The organism is Streptomyces sp. NPDC042259 (genome assembly GCF_055582085.1).
Genome location: NZ_JBVJDW010000008.1, coordinates 17,695 through 33,112 on the forward strand (window position 1 = coordinate 17,695; position 15,418 = coordinate 33,112).

Genomic DNA, 15,418 nt, shown 5'->3' on the forward strand with positions numbered 1-15,418 from the left:
GCCCCGCGAACAGCTTCCCCGACCCCCAAGGAGCGTTGTGCGCACCATCAGCTCGACCGCCGGATGGACCGCGGCCGCCAGGGAACTGGAGAGCGTGCGGGCGGACCGCATCCTGGAGGACCCCCTGACGTTGTGCACCGAAGCGGAACGCCGGCAGTGGCAGGACGTCGTGGTGTCCGTGCTCGGTTACTCGCCACCGGTGGTCCCGGTGCGGGCCCGGCTGGGGGACGAGGCGGTCCGGATGGCCGCCGCGGACGGTTTCCGGCAGGTGGTCTCGCTGGCCGCTGGGCTGGAGTCGCGGGTCTTCCGGCTGGAACTGCCCACCGACCTCCTCTACATGGAAGTCGACCTGCCCGCTCTCCTGGAGGCCCGGCGCGACCGCGTGGAGCGGGCCGGGCTCCGGCTGCGGCCGCGCTGCCGCCGGGTCGAGGTCGCCGCCGACCTGAGCGGTGACTGGCGGCAGCGGCTCGAGGACTGCGGGTTCGATCCCCGGGCCCGGACGCTGTGGGTCGTCGAAGGGCTGCTTCCCTACCTGGATTCCGACGCCTGCCGCGCCCTGCTGCACACCATGCGGGAGTTGTCGGCCCCCGGCAGCCGGCTGTGGTGCGATCACATCCACCCCGACGTCTTCACCGCGGCGCACTACGCGCCGGTCCTCACCAGCTTGGACGAACTCGGGGTGCTGTGGGCCTCCGGCTGGACCGACCCCGAGGCCCGCCTGGAGGCGGCGGGCTGGGCGGCCCGCGCCTGGACGGTCAAGGACCTGGCGCGGCCCCGGCCCGGCAACCCGCCCGCGGCGTGGATGCCGCCGGTGCCCGCCAGAGCGGACACCTCCGACTCCGGATACCACTGGCTGATCTGGGCGCACACCGCCTGACGATGCCCTCGGTCCTCGTACGGGAGACAGCATGACCCTGCCTGCCAGCGGCACGACGACCCCCGGCACCACGGTCGCCGCCGAGCATCACGCGATGCTGCGCGCACTGACCGGCACGCCCAAGAGCCTCCCCACCACATGGCTCTACGACGCCCGGGGCAGCGCGCTCTACACCGCCATCACCCAGCAGCCCGAGTACTACCTCGACGAAGCCGAATGGGAGATCGTCGCCCGGCGCGGCGCCGGCATCGCGGCCCGTACCCGGGCCCGCACCCTGGTGGACCTCGGCGCGGGCTCCGGCCGCAAGACCCGGTTGCTGCTCGACGCCCTGCGCACGGAGGGCTGCCTGCGGCGGTACGTGCCCGTCGACGTCAGCGACGCCGCCCTGCGCGGCGCCGAACGGGCCCTGCGCGTCTCGCATCCACGGCTGGACGTCCGCCCCCGCCTCGCCGACTTCACCGCACCGCTGGGCCTGGATCCGGCGGACGGCCCCGTCCTGCTCACCCTCTTCGGCGCCACCTACGGCAACTTCCGGCCCGACGCGGGACGCCGCCTGCTGACCGCCTTGAGAGCCCAGTTACGACCGGGCGACGGGTTGCTTCTGGGCACCGACCTCGTCAAGGACGAGGCGACCCTGACCGCCGCCTACGACGACCGCGCCGGGGTGACCGCCGCGTTCGCGAAGAACGGCCTGACGGTCCTCAACCGCAGGCTCGGCGCGAACTTCCGCCTCGGTGACTTCGACCACGAGGCCAGGTGGAATCCGCGGCTGAGCCGCGTCGAGAACTCCCTGCGGGCCCGCCGCTCCCATACCGTCACGCTCGCCGCACTGGGCCGCACCGTGTCCTTCACCGCCGGAGAACGCCTGCGGGTGGGGATATCGGCCAAGTTCAGCCGGGAAGGGGTGCATGCCGAGCTGGCGGCGGCGGGCCTGCGGCTGGACGGCTGGTGGACCGACAGCGCGCACCGCTACGCCGTCTCCCTGGCCTCGGTCGCCGAGGCGTAGACCGTGTACGTCCTGTGGATCGTGCCGGGGCCACCCGGTTTCCCGGCCGGGACCACACGCACACGCCGGCCGCCGGGTGCCGCGCGGCACCCGGCGGCCCCGGAGGCAGGGAACCACCCTGACGTGTCCGGAGCACTCCGACGTATCCTCGCCACAGGGGCCGCGAACGGATGGGACAGGGGGTGGGACCACATGGAGTTCCGCCTGCTCGGAGCGGTCTCCGCGCTGACGGACGGCGGGGAGCAGATCCCGCTCGGTCCCGCCATGCGCCGCAGCCTGCTGGCCATGTTGCTGCTGCGCCCCAATACCGCCGTCGGTGTCGACCGGCTGACCGAGGCGCTGTGGGGCGAGGAACCGCCCCGCCACTCCCGGACCGTGCTGCAGGGGCATGTCTCCCGGCTGCGCGCCCTCCTCGCCGACCACGGGGCACCGGCGTACGGCGTCGAACTCGTCACCCAGGGCCGGGCCTATCTGCTGCGGCTGCCCGAGACGCTGGTGGACGCCCACCGGTTCGAGGAGTTGCTCCAGCTCGCCCGGGAGCAGCGCGATCCGGGCGACGCCGTCTCGATGCTCCGGGAGGCGCTCGCCCTGTGGCAGGGTCCCGCGCTCGCCGGGACCGTGAGCAGCACGCTGCTGGAGACCTCCGCGCACATGCTCCAGGAGCTGCGGCTGACCGCCGTGGAGGAGCTGGCGGGGGCCCACGGGCGGCTCGGCGAGCACGGCACGGCGGCGGCCGTCCTGCACACCGAGGCCATCGCGCACCCCTTGCGGGAATCGCTGGTCGCGGCGCTGATGCTGGCGCTGGGCAGGGCGGGCCGGCGGTCGGAGGGGCTGGAGTGGTTCCACCGCACCCGACGGATGCTCGCCGATCAGCTCGGCATCGATCCCGGTACGGCGCTCACCGACGCCTACACCGCCCTGTTGCGGGCCGACGCCCCACGGGCCGCCACGGCTCCGGCCGCCGCGCCGTCAACGGCGGCCTCCTCCGGGCCGGAGGAGGCGCGGGAGCCGCAGTCGGCGCGAGAGCCGCGGGAGACGTTCACGCCGTCCGCACCGCGGCACACCGCCGTCGTTCCGCAGCTGTTGCCGCGCAGCCCGCGGGGCTTCACGGGGCGTGCGGACGAGCTGGCCGCGCTCGACCGTGCCACGGCGTCCGCCTCCGGCGCCATCGCCGTGGTCACGGGCAGCGCCGGGGTCGGGAAGACCGCTCTCGCCGTGCACTGGGCCCACCACCGGCGCGCGGACTTCCCCGACGGCCGGCTCTTCGTCGACCTCCACGGTTACAGCTCCATCCCGGCCCGCGACACCACCGCCGTGCTCCGGGAGTTCCTGCTCGCGCTCGGTGTCCCGGCCGAGCGGATGCCCGGTTCGCCCGATGCCATGGGTGCCCGCTACCGCGAGCTGACGTCCGGACGCCGACTGCTGATCGTCCTGGACAACGCCCGCGGCTCGGATCAGGTCCGCGATCTGCTGCCCGGTGGGGAGGACTGCGTCACCCTCGTCACCAGCCGCGACCGGCTCGGCGGCCTGGTGGTCTCGGACGCCGCCCGCCCCGTGCCGCTCGCCGAACTGCCGCCCGCGCATTCCACCGCGCTGCTCTCCGCCGTCCTGGGGCCGGACCTCGTCGCCGCCGAACCCGAGGCCGCCCTCCAGCTCGCCGAGCTGTGCGACGGTCTGCCCCTCGCGCTGCGGGTGGCCGCCGCCCGCCTCGCCACCCGGCCGCACCACGGGCTGGCCGCCTTCGCCGGTGAACTCGCCGACGAACAGAGCCGGCTGGACCTGCTCGACGTGGAGGACACCGGAGTCGCCGCCGCTCTCGGCCTCACCGTCCACCACCTCCCCGAACCGGCGCGGGACGTCTTCCACCGGCTCGGGCCGCACACCGGTGCCACGCTCGACACCGGCACCGCCGCCGCACTGGCCGACTGCCCGCCCGCCCGGGCGACCCTGGCGCTGGACCAGCTGGCCGCCGCGCACCTGGTCGTCGAAGCGGGGCCGCGCTCCTACGTGCTGCACGATCTCGTCCGGCTCTACGCGCGTACACTCGCCCCCGGACACGACCCCGAGGCCCTGCTGCGGCTGCTCGACCACCGGCTGCACACGCTCCTCGCCGCGTGCGCCGCCGCGGAGCCCGGCAGCGAGCCGTGCTGCGTCCTTCCTCCGGGCATCGGGCATCCCGCCGCGGTCCGGACGTTCACCGGCCGCCAGGACGCCCTCACCTGGTTCTCCGCCGAACGGGACACCTTGCGCGGCTCGGTCGAGGCCGCCGCCGCGGCGGGGATGCACGACCGGGCGTGGCGCCTGGTCCTCCTCCAGTGGCCCTTGATCCTGTGGCAGGTCACCGACGGCTGGGTACCGCTGCTCGAACAGGGCCTGGCCTCCGCCGAACTCGACGACGACCCCGGCGCGCAGTCCCGGGCCCGGGCGCTGCTGGGCTGGGTGCTGTCCGAGGAGGGCAGGGACGAGGAGGCTCTGGTACAGCTGGAGCACGCTCCCGCGCTCGCCGCCCGTGCGGGGGACACGGCCGGCGAGGCCATCGCCCGGATGAACCTGGCCGTCGCGCTGATGCGGCGCGGTGAACAGGAGCGGCCCCGGGGGCTGCTGACCCGGGCCCTCGCCCTGGCCGAGGAGACCGGTCTCGTCGAGACCGTCACCCTCGCCCACCAGCACCTCGGCCACCATTTCCTCGCCGTCGGCGCCTATCTCGAGGCCGCCGACCACGCCGCACGCGGTCTGGCCCTCGCCGCACCGCCCCTCGCGGCCCCCCGGCGCGTGGTGCTGCGCACCCTGTACGGCAAGGCACTCGCCGCCATGGGCCGCACGGGCGAAGCCGTACGCCAGCTCGACGACGCCATCGAGGACGCCCGGGCCGGTCACTACGAGGAGGGCGAGACCGAAGCGCGCCTGGCGCTGTCGGCCCTGGTCAACCGTTAGCGGCTGAACCGGTGGCGGGCTCAGAACTCGTCGGCGCCGGCGCGCAGTTCGTGCGTCCAGTAGCCGGTGGCCCACTTCGCCGGGTCGACGGCGACGCCGCCACCCGGAGCCCGCACGGCGACCGTGCCGCCGCCGTGGAGCGTGACGGAGAACGCCGTCACCGGCTCGGTGTGCTCGGTACGCCCGCCTTCCGACACCCTCACCACGGCGTACGCGGGCGCGCCCGCGGCCAGGACCACGGGAGTGGCGGGCTTGCTCTTCGCCACCGGCGGCACGTTCTCCCGGTGGCTCTCGAGGAACTCGATCTCCGGGAAACCCTCCAGCGTGCAGCTGTGGCCCGACGTGTTCTTCGCCGTCAGCACCAGGTGCGTGTACGGCGGGCCGCCCTGGAACGCGGCACTGATCGCCACGTTCTTCGTGGTGCACACCGGGGTGCTCGCGCCCGTCCGTCCCGTGGAAGCCTGCTCCGCGCCCGCGCCCTTCGCGCCGGCGTTCTTCCCGGTGGCGGCGCTGCCCTTGGCAGCATCGGTGTGCTGCCCGGACTGCCCCGACGAGGGGGCCTGGGCTGCGTTGTCGGCCGCCGGGCCGGAGGACTTCACGCCGGAGCCGTCCCCTCCACAGGCGGTGAGGGCCAGGGCGAGCACGGCCGTGGTGACGGCGGCGAGGCCGGTGGTGCGGGTGCGGAACGTACGCATGGGATTCCTCCGTGGTGACGGTGCGGCCAACGTCCGGTGGTGCGGACATGGACGAGTCTCGGGGACTCCCCTGTCGTTCCACTGCCTTGGCACTAACCTCCCGCTAACGTCCGGCCCCCGGGGCGGGCGAGCCGTCCCCTTTGAGGGCACCGAACGCTCCGGCGCACGGGCCGCACGCGCCGGTTTTCCCGGAATCGGCAACAAGAGTTGCCGCTGTTGTCCGGTCGGCGCACGCTCCGGCATGAGCCCACGCGGTGACGTGGTCGCGGGCATCACCACCGGTGTCCCGGGCTCCCGAAGTCATCGGAGGAACGGGGTTCATGGTGAAGTCCATCAGGGCGGGTCAGGGCGAGGCGGCGGTCGGCGGTGCGGAGCGGACACCTTCGGTGCGGTGGGCGCTCACCGGCCTTTCGCTGTCCATGGTGCTGTCCTCGCTCGGCACCGGCATCGCCCCTGTCGCCCTTCCCACACTGGCGAAGACGTTCGACGCCTCGTTCCGGGAAGTGCAGTGGGTCGTCCTGGCCTACCTCCTCGCCGTCACTACCCTGATCGTCAGCGTCGGCCGGCTCGGGGACTCGGTCGGCCGGCGGCGGCTGTTGCTGGCCGGGATATCGCTGTTCACGGTGGCCTCGGTGCTGTGCGGTGTCGCGCCCTCGCTCGGGCTGCTGGTCGCCGCCCGGGCGGCGCAGGGCCTGGGAGCGGCCGTGATGATGGCCCTCACGATGGCGTTCGTCGGTGAGACGGTTCCCCCGGCGCGGACCGGCCGCGCCATGGGGCTGCTCGGAACGATGTCCGCGATCGGCACGGCCCTCGGTCCGTCGCTGGGCGGCGTGCTGATCTCCGGACTCGGCTGGCGGGCGGTCTTCCTCGTCAGCGCACCGCTGGGCGCCCTGACCCTCCTGCTCGCCCGTCGCCATCTGCCCGTGGACCGACGGGGCCCCGGGGCCGGCCGGGCCGGCTTCGACCTCGCGGGCACGCTGCTGCTCGCCGGGACGCTCGCGGCCTACGCGCTCGCGATGACCACGGGCAGCGGTGGTTTCGGCGGGCTCGACGTGGCACTGTTGTCGGCCGCCGCGTTGGGGGCCGGCCTCTTCGTGCGCGCCGAGGCGAGGGCGGCGTCCCCGTTGATCCGGTTGGCGGTGTTCCGCGATCCCGCGCTGAGCGGCGGCCTCGCCATGAGCGCACTCGTCTCGACGGTGATGATGGCGACGCTGGTGGTGGGGCCGTTCCACCTCTCGCGCGCGCTCGGGCTGGACCAGGCCGCCACCGGTCTCGCCCTGTCGGTCGGTCCGCTGGTCACCGCGCTGGCCGGGGTGCCGGCCGGACGCGTCGCGGACCGTTTGGGGGTCCGACGCACGACCGTCGCGGGGCTCGCCGGCATGGCGGCCGGCTGCCTGTTGCTGGCCTTGATGCCGACGGCGCTCGGTGTCGGCGGCTACCTCGCCCCCATCGCGGTCCTCACCATCGGCTACGCGGTGTTCCAGACGGCCAACAACACCGCCGTCATGCGGGACGTCCGTCCGGAGCGACGGGGCGTCACGTCCGGCATGCTCAACCTCTCGCGCAATCTCGGGCTGGTGACCGGCACCACTGTCATGGGCGCGGTGTTCGCGTGCGCGTCGGCGGCGGACGACATCACCACGGCGCGGCCCGGGGCCGTCGCCACCGGTACGCGGACCACGTTCGCGATCGCGGCGGTGCTGATCGTCGCCGCGCTCACGATCGCGGTCCGGGGCCGCGCCCTCGCACGTCGTCGAACGCGTAAGTGAAGGGCGTGCGGAAGTCCCAGGGGCGTAGGGGTGCCGGGGTGGGGCAGGTGACCGCTATGGCAGACCTTGAAGGACTCCTGCGAGAGGCCATGCGCCGGCGCCACCTGACCGCGCAATGCCTCGCCGACCGGACCGGTATCCGCACTCCCCGCATCCGGGCGTTCGCCCAGGACGGGGCCCGGGGGCCCGTGCGGCCCACCCGGGCGGAGCTGGCCGAACTCGCCGCCGCCCTGGCCCTCCCCCTCCCGGACGTGCTGGACGCCGCTCGGGTCCCGGCCGGGGCGACGCCCTGACGCGGTACTCTCCCGCACCCCGGTCACCCTCTGTGGGCTGCGGGGGTGACGGTGCGGCGGGGCACCGGCCGTGGGGATTAACCGCCCCGGGGAGCGGTTACCCGTACGGGCATGGCACCGATGTGGCAGCACAAACGCGGGAACGCCCAGCACCCGGACGGCCGGCACGACTCCGGGGACGACGGGACGGGTGCCGGGCCGGACGAGGGCGTGGGGCCCGGCCCGCAGGTGGAACGGAACGCCCCCGACGAACCGACCGCCCTGGGCAAGAAGTCCTGGGGGGCGGTGCTGCGGCGGACGGTGGCGGAGTTCAAGGACGACGAACTGGCGGACCGGGCGGCGGCGCTGACCTACTACGGGGTGCTGGCGCTCTTCCCCGCCCTGCTGGTACTGGTCTCCCTGCTGGGCGTGGCGGGCGAGTCGGCGACCAAGTCCATCCTGGACAACCTCAAGAAGCTCACGCCCGGACCGGCCCGCGACATAGTGACGGACGCGGTCGAGCAACTGCGGGGCGGCGCGGGCGTCGGTTCCCTGCTGGCCGTGGTCGGTCTGCTGGGCGCGCTGTGGTCCGCGTCGGGGTACGTCGCGGCGTTCATCCGCAGCTCCAACGCGGTCTACGACATGCCGGAAGGGCGCTCGGTGTGGAAGCTCACCCCGCTCCGGCTGATCCTGACGGTGGTGCTGGTGATCCTGGCCTGCGTCAGCGCGCTGATCGTGGTGTTCACCGGCGGCCTCGCCCGGCAGGCCGGCACCGCCCTGGGGGTCGGTGACACCGCGGTGACGGTGTGGTCGATCGCCAAGTGGCCGGTCCTGGTCCTGCTGGTCACCATCATGATCGCGATCTTGTACTGGGCGGCGCCGAACGCGAAGAGCCGCGGCTTCAAGTGGGTCACCCCGGGCAGCTTCCTGGCGCTGGCCATCTGGCTGATCGCCTCGGCGGGATTCGCGCTGTACGTGGCGAACTTCGCCTCTTACAACAAGACGTACGGCACCCTGGCCGGTGTGATCGTCTTCCTGGTGTGGTTGTGGATCACGAACCTGGCGATCCTGCTGGGCCTGGAGTTCGACGCGGAGATGTCCCGGGAACGCGCGATCGTCGGCGGCCACCCCCAGGACGAGGAGCCCTACGTCGAACCCCGTGACACCAGCAAGTGGACCGAGAAGGACCGGAGGGAAGCGGGCGGAGATTCCTCTCCTTGACCCCCGTGGCCCCAATGACTCCCGTGGCTCCCGTGGGCTCGCGTCCTATGGACTGAGGAGCTGTGTGCGCGCCAGTTCGCCGTAGAGGGCGTCGTGCGTGAGGAGTTCGCCGTGCGTGCCGACCGCCCGTACCCGCCCCGCCTCCATGACGACGATCCGGTCGGCCGTGGTGACGGTGGAGAGCCGGTGGGCGATCACCAGGACGGTGGTGGTGCGGGCGGCCTCGGTGATCGTGTCGCGCAGCGCCGCCTCGTTGGCCGCGTCGAGCTGGGAGGTGGCCTCGTCCATCAGCAGCAGCCGCGGGCGGCGCAGCAGGGCGCGGGCGATGGCCACCCGTTGCCGTTCGCCACCGGAGAGGCGGCAGCCGCGGTGGCCGACGTCGGTGTCCAGCCCGTGCGGCAGCCGGTCGGCCACGGTGTCCAGCCGGGCCAGGCGCAGCACACGGGCGAGTTCCTCGCCGGTGGGGGCGGTGGCGCCGAGCGTCAGGTTCTCGCGCAGGGTGCCGGCGAGCACGGGAGTGTCCTGTTCGACGTAGCCGATGGCCGCCCGGAGCCGGGCCAGCGGCCACTGCCGGATGTCCTCGCCGCCCAGGAGGATCCGGCCGGCGTCGGGCTCGTAGAAGCGCTCGATCAGGGAGAAGACCGTGGTCTTGCCCGCGCCGGAGGGGCCCACGAACGCGGTCAGCCCCCGTCCGGGGACGGTGAAGGACACCTCGTGGTGCACGGCGGGCAGCCCGGGGCGGTAGGCGAAGCCGACGTGCCGGAAGGCCACGTCGAGCGGTGACCGGTGGTCTTCCGCGGACGGCCCGCCGTCCTCCAGGTGCTCGGTCTCGAGTGTCTCGACGTGTTCGATGCGTACGGCGGCGGCGGATCCGATCTGGAACTGGCTGACGCCTTCGACGAGTTGGCCGATGCGCGGGGCGAGGGCGAAGAGATACAGCAGGTAGGCGACGAGGGTGGAGACGCCGATCGCGCCGGAGGCGACCCGGGCGCCTCCCACCCCGAGGACGACGAGGAAGCAGACCTGGACGACCACGGCCGACGCCGTGGCCGACACCGCCTCCCACGCGGCCGCCCGCACGCCGGTGCGGCGGGCGTGTTCGGCGGCCCGGTGCAGCGCCTCGGCCTCCCGGTGCTCGGCCCCGGCCGCCTTGACGGTGCGGAACGCTCCCAGAACCCGTTCCAGGGCGGCCCCGATGCGTCCCACCGCCTCCTGGGTGTGCCGGGTGGCCCGGCCGATGCGCGGGGCCACCATCGCGACGACGGCGCCGACGAACGCGATCACACCGAGGGTGACGCACAGCAGTACGGCGTCGAGCAGGCCCATCATGACGACCGTCGCGGCGGTGACCAGGGTGCCGGTGACCGCCGCGGAGACCGCCTGGGGCGCGCTCTGGCGCAGCAGGGTGGTGTCGGAGGTGACGCGGGCGATCAGGTCGCCCGGCTCGGTGCGTTCCACCACCGGTATCCGCAGACGCAGCAGCCGGTCGGTCAGCCGGAAGCGGGCGGTGCGGACGAGGGACTCGGCCGACCACTGCAGCACGTAGTGGCCCAGGCCCGCGAGGACCGCCCCGGCCACCACCAGCAGGCTGAGCAGGAGGACGGGCCCGACCGCCGGGTGTCCGCCGCTCATGTCGTCCACCACGCGTTTGGCCGCCAGCGGCTGGGCCAGGCCCATGACGCTGCCGATGAGCCCCAGCAGGACGCCGGCGGCCATGCGCCGGCGCTCCGGGCGCAGACGGCTCATCAGCGCCCGCTGTCCCGCCCGGGCATGGCCTGGATCCTCGTCCCGGCCGGGGCCCGTGGGGCCGAGGGGGGCGGCGGAACGGGTGGGGGGGTCTTCGATGCCGGGTGCCGCGGTCATCGGCTCACTCCACGGTGAAGAAGCGCTGGAAGTAGGCGGCCGAGGCGTCCTCGCCGACGAGCACTCCCTCGGCTTCCACCCACGCGTGCGCGGCGAACGGCGGGCGGCTGCGCACCCCCACGCACCAGGTGGGCCACTGTCCGTACCAGCGGCAGAGCAGCACGGTGGCCAGGGACCTGGGCAAGCACCCCTTGTGGCCGCCGGCGGCCAGGCTGACGGCGAGCACCGTGGAGCGGGCCAGTTCCGCCTCGGCGAGGGTGGCGGGCCGGGCCCCGCGGCGCAGCAGGGCCAGGACGGCCCGGATGCGGGCGGGCGGCAAGGTGGCCAATACATGGGCGCCGCCGATCGCCATCCGGGCGACGAGGCGGCGGGCCGTGGGTACGGAGCGGGGGTTGTAGGGGAGGGCTTCCGGCGTCGTCATACTCGCCTCTTCGATCCGGAGGTGGCTGGTGTCGGCGGGCCGGCGCGGGCGTGGGGCACGGGCGGCACCCACGCTCGGCGCGTTCCGGCCTAGCCGCTGAGGAGTCCCGCGGAGCGCAGTTCGTCGACGATGCGGCCGACGTCCTCCGCCGCCGTGTCGGCGTCGACGTCGTCGTACTGAGTGGTCAGTGCCTCGGCCGCCCGTCGCGGGCCGTGGTCGTGACCGTCCAGCAGGGTCCGCAGGACGAGGGCCGCCGTCGGGTTGAGGGTCCAGTACTCGGCGCTCTTCTGATCGAGCAGGGCCATGCCGTACTCGGTCTCGGTCAGCAGGACTCCGGGCCGCAGGGCGTGCACGGTGTCACCTCTCTCGGTCAGTGGTCTCGGTCGGTGGTCTCTCGGTCGGTGGCGGGAAGCACGGCGGCCGCCGCCCCGCACGGGGGCCACTTGGGGAGCGGGCCGGGTGGGGGTGCCGTCCGGCGGGAGCGCAGCCAGACTTCGCAGGCGATCGTCGGGTGCAGCAGGTAGCTCTGGGTCCCGGCCGCGAGCGGGCGGCGGCACCACGCGCGCAAGGTGTTCTCGTCGACCAGGCCGAGGCGGACCAGCCGGGAGTCCTCGCACAGGGCCAGCAGCCGCCGGCGGTGCTCGCGCAGCCCCGCCTCTTCCTCGAACGTGGCGTTGGCCTTGGTGTCGCGGGTGCGGCTGCCTTCCGGCACGACACCGCGCATGGCCTCGACGATCAGCGGCTTGTACCGCCACGGGGAGATCCGCTCGTGCGGCCGGACGGCGAGACACGCCTCGATGACGGGGGTGTCGTAGTAGGGGGCGGCGACGGTGACGCCCAGGGGCGCGGCCATCTGCCCGATGTGCCGGGCCCATTGGGAGATGCCGTCCATCGCGGCCAGTTCGCGGTGTTCGCCGTGTCCCCTGCCCCGTGGCTCGACGCCGGAGCGTGCCGCCAGCAGCAGGTCGCGGGCGGCCGCGACGGCGTCGGGGGTGGCCCAGGGCGGCATGCGGGGCGGCAGGGACCAGTCGAGCAGCGGTTCGTTCTCGGCGGCGGCCGGCTCGGTCAGGTCACGGGCCACCCGGCCGAGCCAGGACCGGTAGGAGCGCCGGTCCAGCAGCTGGCGCAGTGCCGCCCGCCGCGTCCACTGGTACTTGGCGGCGTATCCCCGGACGTCGTACAGCGCGGTGCGGGGGCGGGTGAGGGCCATCGCGTGCAGCCGGGCGGGGGCTCCGGCGAGCAGCTCGTCGCCGCCCAGGCCGGTCATGTGCAGGTCGGATCCGCGGGCGGCGGCCATCTCCACGATGCCCATCCGGCGGTTGCGGTCCACGGTGAGGATGCTGGGTGTGTCCAGGACGTCCGTGAGGGTGTCGATGCCGTCGAACGTCATGGCCGTGTCCTGGGCCGGTACGACGTGGTGCTCGATACCGCCCAGCGCCTCGACCGTCCGCCGGGCCCAGTACACATCGTCACCGGACTCGTCGTGGAGGCCGGCGGTGTACGCGACGACGTGGGTGTCCGTGCGGGCCGCGGTGCAGCACACGGCCGTCGAGTCCAGGCCACCGAGGTCCGTCGTCACCAGCTCGCGTCCCCCGGTCCGCACCCCGACGGCGTCGGTGAGCGCCGCACGCAGACGTGCGGCGCCTTCGGCCAGCGGTACGTCGGGGTCGGGCGGCGTCCACCACTTCCCGGTGCGGGCCCGTCCGTCGGCGTCGAGGGTCAGGTGGTGGCCGGCGGGCACGGCCCGTACGCCCCGCCACATCGGGGAGCCCGACAAGGGGTACGGCACGCCCGAGGTGAGCAGTTCCAGGGCGAGCCGGTCCTCGTCGAGTGCGGCGCCGACCAGTTCGGCGAGTACATCGGCCCGGTCGGACGCCACTGCCACGGGCCCGGAGCCGGTGGCGTGCTCGGTGTGGAAGACGCGCCGCAGGTCCACGACGCCGCCTCGTACCCGCACCCTGCCGCCGTCGCTGGTCACCAGATGGAAGCTGCCGGCCCGGCGGCCCACTCGCTCCAGTGCCGTCGACGAGCCGGCGGCCTGTTCGAGGTCCCGTGCGGTGACGTCGTGTTCCCCGAGCACCGCGACGCGCGTCGCTCCGCGCTGTCCCACCACCGTGGTGCGGGCTTCCCAACGGCCCACGAGCCAGGGCCGCCCGGAGGCGTGGTTCAGGCCGCGGTGGGCGTAGCGGAGGGCCTTGGCGGCGAGGGGCGCCGCCGCGGCGGTGTCGGGGAGCGTGATGAACCAGGCGGGCACGGTCTGGAGCGACAGGGACTGATCCATGGACAACGGCCTTCGGTCGGCGATGCGGTGGGGCTCGGATCGGAGGACCGGGTGGCGGCCGGACGCCGCCACCCGGTCGTCGGGCCGGCCCGGGGGCCGGCGCGCACGCACCGCGGCCCGCGACCGCCGGGCGGTCGCGGGCCGCTCCGCTCAGAGGAGCTGCTTGCCGCCCAGGACATCCTTCGGGCCGGTGTTCTTGATGCCGGTCACCTTGCGGAAGCTGCCGGCCTTGGCGAGGGAGGGACGCTCGTACGTCATGGTCGTTCTCCTTTGCTTCTGGGACGATGCGCACGGATATCCGTGCGGCGCATTCGGTGTGATTTCCGAATCGGAAGTCACGAGCGGCCGAATTCGCGGCTCCACCGTAAGTAGGAAAAGCACAACATCACAACGCCGTCGCGGGGGTTGCGGGAAGCATGCGGGGGGCGCGCGCCCGGAAGAGCCCCCGGACCGGCACCGGCACGCTCCCCTCGCAAAGCAAACGGAAGACGCGGAAATCCCCCCACCGGGGCATTTTCCCCCTCCAGAGCAGGAGGTTTCGATTTCCTGGAGCGGGGGTCGAGGGGAATTCCGCTTCTCCGCGAAACGATTTCCCGGTGCCGGGAGGCGGCACCGGGATCCGCGGAACAGAACCGGAATGAAAACCGGAATGGGGCCGCGCACGCGAGTGGGGCACAGGCCCGGCGCCGTGACGCGTGATGGCGCCGCCCGGCAGCCGACGAGGCCGTCAGCGACGGGGCGACGCGTGCGGGCGGCCGCTCATCGGACCCGCATCTCCCATCCTGCCCGCTTCCGCCGCCGGCTGCCACGCGGGACACCGGGGAACCCAAGGCGCGGGACGCCGGAGGGCCCAGGAAAGGAGTCGAAAGGAGTCGAACGTCCGAGTTGTGTGGATATGATATGTATCATGGTCAAGCCTGGACACTCGCGACTCCGCCGTTCCGACGGCCGGTGGTCCCCGGTCCAGTTGTCCCCGGTCGTCCTCACCGTGGTCATCGCGGGGCTCGCGTACTCCACGCCGCCGGACATGGCCTTCAGCCGCATCCTGCCCGCCGCCCCCGCCCTCGCGGCCGCCATGTGGCCCGTGCTCCCCACCGTGCTGCTGGGGACGGTCTGTTTTCTTCTCATGATCGGCCTGAGCCTCGTGTTCCCCGGGCTGGGCGCCTGGTACACGGTGGCGGGCATCGTGGCGGTCACCGTGGCCGCCGCGTACGGCAGTCACGTCCGGCTCCAGCGGGAGCAGTCCCTCTTCCAGGTCCGGCTCGTCGCCGACGCCGCGCAGCAGGTGGTCCTGTCCCCCATGCCACGGCGTTTCGGGGACGTCGAGATCGAGTCGCTGTATCTCGCGGCCGCCGCCGAGGCCCGTATCGGCGGTGACTTCTACGAGGTGGCCGACACGCCGTTCGGGGTCCGGCTGCTCATCGGCGATGTGCGGGGCAAGGGGCTGCCGGCGGTGGGCGCGGCGGCGGCGGTGGTCAACTCGTTCCGGGAGGCGGCTTACGGCGAGCCCGAGCTGGGGGGCATCGCACGCCGTCTGGAGGCCAGCAGCACCCGTTACAGCACCGCGTTTCCCCCCGAGGACCTGATGGAGCGCTTCACCACCGCCGTTCTCGTCGAGATCCCGCACGAGGGTGGTGTCATCAGGATCCTCAACTGCGGGCACCCGCCACCGCTGGTGCTGGACCGGGAGGGGCTGCGGGTGCTGAACCCCACCGCGCCCTCCCCCCTCCTCAACCTCGCCGACCTGATCGGCGACCACTACAACGTCGACACCTTCGCCTTCGCCCGCGGTGATCAGCTGCTTCTCTACACCGACGGCGTCACCGAGGCCCGGGGCCGCGACGGCGAGTTCTTCCCGCTCGCGGACTGGATGGGGCGGCAGGCCCCGGTGCGCCCCCGCGAGCTGCTCGACGGGCTCCACCGTGACCTTCTGCATTACAGCGGCGGAGGTCTCGACGACGACATCGCCGCGCTGGCCGTGCATGTGCGGGAAAGCCCGGACCCGCTCGACGGCCGGCGGGTGCGGTCCGCCTAGGGCGTGTCCGGGCCGGTGCCGTAAGCCCTGCCCGGATCAGTCGG

At 73.6% G+C, this 15,418-nt stretch carries 13 protein-coding genes; 7 read left to right on the forward strand and 6 right to left on the reverse strand.

What is annotated here, in order from left to right:
* Nucleotides 1-37: 37 nt before the first annotated feature.
* From ACZ6MA_RS21525 to ACZ6MA_RS21535, 3 genes are all read left to right on the forward strand, one after another.
* Entirely contained in the window at nt 38-877 is an 840-nt protein-coding gene (locus tag ACZ6MA_RS21525) for a class I SAM-dependent methyltransferase (RefSeq protein ID WP_469435513.1), read from the forward strand.
* Nucleotides 878-908: 31 nt separating this feature from the next.
* Nucleotides 909-1,883, forward strand: coding sequence for an L-histidine N(alpha)-methyltransferase (gene egtD, locus ACZ6MA_RS21530; RefSeq protein WP_469435514.1), 975 nt, complete (start codon nt 909-911; stop codon nt 1,881-1,883).
* A gap of 192 nt (nt 1,884-2,075) precedes the next feature.
* Nucleotides 2,076-4,817 (forward strand): AfsR/SARP family transcriptional regulator, encoded by a 2,742-nt coding sequence (locus ACZ6MA_RS21535; RefSeq protein WP_469435515.1) that lies wholly within the window; start codon nt 2,076-2,078, stop codon nt 4,815-4,817.
* Nucleotides 4,818-4,837: 20 nt separating this feature from the next.
* Here ACZ6MA_RS21535 and ACZ6MA_RS21540 read toward each other — a convergent pair whose 3' ends face one another.
* Nucleotides 4,838-5,512, reverse strand: a complete 675-nt coding sequence (locus ACZ6MA_RS21540; protein ID WP_469435516.1) for a DUF4232 domain-containing protein — start codon at nt 5,510-5,512, stop codon at nt 4,838-4,840.
* Nucleotides 5,513-5,832: 320 nt separating this feature from the next.
* On the opposite strand from ACZ6MA_RS21540, the gene ACZ6MA_RS21545 reads away from it, so the two are divergent.
* The 3 genes from ACZ6MA_RS21545 (at nt 5,833) to ACZ6MA_RS21555 (ending at nt 8,774) form a co-directional block, all read left to right on the forward strand.
* Nucleotides 5,833-7,281 carry an MFS transporter gene (locus tag ACZ6MA_RS21545; RefSeq protein ID WP_469435517.1) on the forward strand — a complete coding sequence of 483 codons (1,449 nt, stop codon included), beginning with the start codon at nt 5,833-5,835 and terminating at the stop codon, nt 7,279-7,281.
* A 56-nt stretch (nt 7,282-7,337) separates the two neighbouring features.
* Entirely contained in the window at nt 7,338-7,574 is a 237-nt protein-coding gene (locus ACZ6MA_RS21550) for an XRE family transcriptional regulator (protein ID WP_469435518.1), read from the forward strand.
* 120 nt (nt 7,575-7,694) lie between these two features.
* On the forward strand, nt 7,695-8,774 hold the full coding sequence (locus ACZ6MA_RS21555) for a YihY/virulence factor BrkB family protein (protein ID WP_469435781.1): 1,080 nt from the start codon (nt 7,695-7,697) through the stop codon (nt 8,772-8,774).
* A gap of 45 nt (nt 8,775-8,819) precedes the next feature.
* Here ACZ6MA_RS21555 and ACZ6MA_RS21560 read toward each other — a convergent pair whose 3' ends face one another.
* From ACZ6MA_RS21560 to ACZ6MA_RS21580, 5 genes are all read right to left on the reverse strand, one after another.
* Nucleotides 8,820-10,637: an ABC transporter ATP-binding protein gene (locus ACZ6MA_RS21560; protein ID WP_469435519.1), complete on the reverse strand. Its 1,818-nt coding sequence runs from the start codon at nt 10,635-10,637 to the stop codon at nt 8,820-8,822.
* Between the two features lie 4 nt (nt 10,638-10,641).
* Complete coding sequence (locus ACZ6MA_RS21565) at nt 10,642-11,058, reverse strand: lasso peptide biosynthesis B2 protein (protein ID WP_469435520.1); 417 nt, start codon at nt 11,056-11,058, stop codon at nt 10,642-10,644.
* Between the two features lie 89 nt (nt 11,059-11,147).
* On the reverse strand, nt 11,148-11,411 hold the full coding sequence (locus tag ACZ6MA_RS21570) for a lasso peptide biosynthesis PqqD family chaperone (protein ID WP_469435521.1): 264 nt from the start codon (nt 11,409-11,411) through the stop codon (nt 11,148-11,150).
* 17 nt (nt 11,412-11,428) lie between these two features.
* Nucleotides 11,429-13,339 (reverse strand): lasso peptide isopeptide bond-forming cyclase, encoded by a 1,911-nt coding sequence (locus tag ACZ6MA_RS21575; RefSeq protein WP_469435522.1) that lies wholly within the window; start codon nt 13,337-13,339, stop codon nt 11,429-11,431.
* A 150-nt stretch (nt 13,340-13,489) separates the two neighbouring features.
* Nucleotides 13,490-13,597: a keywimysin-related RiPP gene (locus tag ACZ6MA_RS21580; protein ID WP_469435523.1), complete on the reverse strand. Its 108-nt coding sequence runs from the start codon at nt 13,595-13,597 to the stop codon at nt 13,490-13,492.
* Nucleotides 13,598-14,246: 649 nt separating this feature from the next.
* Between ACZ6MA_RS21580 and ACZ6MA_RS21585 the strand changes: the two genes are divergently transcribed.
* Entirely contained in the window at nt 14,247-15,374 is a 1,128-nt protein-coding gene (locus tag ACZ6MA_RS21585; RefSeq protein WP_469435524.1) for a PP2C family protein-serine/threonine phosphatase, read from the forward strand.
* Nucleotides 15,375-15,418 lie beyond the last annotated feature (44 nt).

Bases quoted from the DNA above. Each gene is read 5' to 3' on its own strand.
- ACZ6MA_RS21560 (WP_469435519.1), bottom strand. From the start codon at position 10,637: ATGACCGCGGCACCCGGCATCGAAGACCCCCCCACCCGTTCCGCCGCC.
- ACZ6MA_RS21585 (WP_469435524.1), top strand. From the start codon at position 14,247: ATGGTCAAGCCTGGACACTCGCGACTCCGCCGTTCCGACGGCCGGTGG.
- ACZ6MA_RS21555 (WP_469435781.1), top strand. From the start codon at position 7,695: ATGTGGCAGCACAAACGCGGGAACGCCCAGCACCCGGACGGCCGGCAC.
- ACZ6MA_RS21575 (WP_469435522.1), bottom strand. From the start codon at position 13,339: ATGGATCAGTCCCTGTCGCTCCAGACCGTGCCCGCCTGGTTCATCACG.
- ACZ6MA_RS21580 (WP_469435523.1), bottom strand. From the start codon at position 13,597: ATGACGTACGAGCGTCCCTCCCTCGCCAAGGCCGGCAGCTTCCGCAAG.
- ACZ6MA_RS21550 (WP_469435518.1), top strand. From the start codon at position 7,338: ATGGCAGACCTTGAAGGACTCCTGCGAGAGGCCATGCGCCGGCGCCAC.
- ACZ6MA_RS21535 (WP_469435515.1), top strand. From the start codon at position 2,076: ATGGAGTTCCGCCTGCTCGGAGCGGTCTCCGCGCTGACGGACGGCGGG.
- ACZ6MA_RS21540 (WP_469435516.1), bottom strand. From the start codon at position 5,512: ATGCGTACGTTCCGCACCCGCACCACCGGCCTCGCCGCCGTCACCACG.
- ACZ6MA_RS21545 (WP_469435517.1), top strand. From the start codon at position 5,833: ATGGTGAAGTCCATCAGGGCGGGTCAGGGCGAGGCGGCGGTCGGCGGT.
- egtD (WP_469435514.1), top strand. From the start codon at position 909: ATGACCCTGCCTGCCAGCGGCACGACGACCCCCGGCACCACGGTCGCC.
- ACZ6MA_RS21565 (WP_469435520.1), bottom strand. From the start codon at position 11,058: ATGACGACGCCGGAAGCCCTCCCCTACAACCCCCGCTCCGTACCCACG.